Source organism: Streptomyces sp. NPDC006510 (assembly GCF_040611955.1).
Classification (GTDB): Bacteria; Actinomycetota; Actinomycetes; order Streptomycetales; family Streptomycetaceae; genus Streptomyces.
The window spans coordinates 1-1,608 of sequence record NZ_JBEXPH010000446.1 but is presented as its reverse complement, the minus strand read 5'-3'; the positions used below and the strand labels follow the sequence as shown (position 1 = coordinate 1,608).

Annotated in this window: 3 protein-coding genes; all 3 read left to right on the top strand. The window is 70.5% G+C overall.

Features of this window, described 5'->3' with window-relative positions; genetic code table 11:
* Positions 1 to 1,060: serine hydrolase domain-containing protein (locus tag ABZY11_RS44355; RefSeq protein ID WP_356484598.1), on the top strand; the 1,060-nt coding region annotated here is incomplete at its 5' end.
* A gap of 86 nt (positions 1,061 to 1,146) precedes the next feature.
* Positions 1,147 to 1,374, top strand: coding sequence for an acyl-CoA carboxylase subunit epsilon (locus ABZY11_RS44350; RefSeq protein ID WP_356484597.1), 228 nt, complete (start codon positions 1,147 to 1,149; stop codon positions 1,372 to 1,374).
* 10 nt (positions 1,375 to 1,384) lie between these two features.
* Positions 1,385 to 1,608: carboxyl transferase domain-containing protein (locus tag ABZY11_RS44345; protein ID WP_356484596.1), on the top strand; the 224-nt coding region annotated here is incomplete at its 3' end.

The following is a 1,608-nucleotide window of genomic DNA, read 5'->3' as shown; positions in this document are numbered from 1 at the left end:
GGGCGCCCTGGCGCCGCCCGCGGCATCCGCCGCCGCCCGGCCGGACACCGTCCAACGCGGCCTGGACGCGCTGGTGCGCTCCGACGGCATGCCCGCCGCGCTGGCGAGCGTCAAGGACCGGGAAGGCCGCACCCGCACCTACACCGCAGGGGTGGGTGACCTGGCCACCGGCTCGAAGGTGCCCAGGAACGGCCAGGTGCGGATCGGCAGCAACACCAAGACGTTCACCGCGGTGGTCGTGCTGCAACTGGTCGGCGAGGGGAAGATCGGCCTGGACGCCCCGGTCGACACCTATCTGCCCGGCCTGGTACGCGGGAAGGGGATCGACGGACGCCACATCACCGTCCGTCAGCTCCTCCAGCACACCAGCGGACTCCCCAACTACACCGAGTACGACCTCCAGCTACGCCACTACGACCCCCGCGAACTCCTCGACATCGCTCTCCAGCACGAGGCCCGCTTCGCTCCCGGGACGAAGTGGGAGTACAGCAACACGAACTACGTGCTGGCCGGCCTGATCGTCCAGAAGGTCACCGGCCGGCCGCTCGCCGGGGAGCTGGACCGGCGCGTCATCAAACGGGTCGGGCTGCACCACACCTACTTCCCCGCCCCCGGTGACGCGACCATCCGGGAACCCCATCCCAAGGGCTACGACGGGGGTTCGGCAGGCGCGCCCCTGAGCGACGTCACGGAAATGGACCCCTCCTGGGCCTGGGCGGCAGGTCAGATGATCTCCACCAACTCCGACCTCAACCGGTTCTTCACCGCGCTCCTGGGCGGCCGTCTCCTCCCGGCGGCCCAGCTCGCCCAGATGCGCACCACCGTCCCCGCCGAATACTTCGGCTCCGGCGCCCGCTACGGACTGGGGCTCGTGAGCTTCCCGCTGTCCTGCGGCGGTGTCTACTGGGGCCACGGCGGCAGCTTCCCGGGATACGAGACCCGGGGTGGAGCCACCCGCGACGGACGTGCCGCCAACGTCGCGGTGACCGTCCAGCCGACCGACAAGACAGCCATGAAGCGTGTCGAGCGCGTTGTGGACACGGCCCTGTGCCGCCGCTGAACCGCCTCCCGGGAGAAGGACATAGAAGCCGCGTAGCCCCTCGCAAGGAATCCGCCGTCCCATGAAGGGCCGGGGAGTTCTCCGTCGTGAACTCCCCGGAGGCGAAGGAGGGTGACATGGGCAGTCCGGACAGCTCCGGGATTGCGCTGAGCGTCGAGCGGGGGCAGGCCACCGACGAGGAACTGGCCGCGCTCACCGTGGTGTTGCTCGCGTTGCGGGCCGAACGGGCGGAATTGCCCGAGGAACTGGCCGTCGCCGGGTCGCATTGGTGGCGGCACGCGGATCGCTACAACGCCCCGCTCAGCTGGCAGTGAAGGGACCGCCATGACGACGACGATCGATCCCGCCGCCTCCGCGAGCACCGCGGAGAACACCGCCCCGGCCGATGTCCGGGGGCGCGTCGTGGAACTGCACGCCCTGCGTGAGCAGGCCCGTCGCGGACCGAGTGACCGCGCGACCGAGGCGCAGCACGCCAAGGGCAAGTTGACGGCGCGTGAGCGCATCGCGCTGCTCCTCGACGAGGGTTCGTTCAGGGAGGTCGAGCAGCT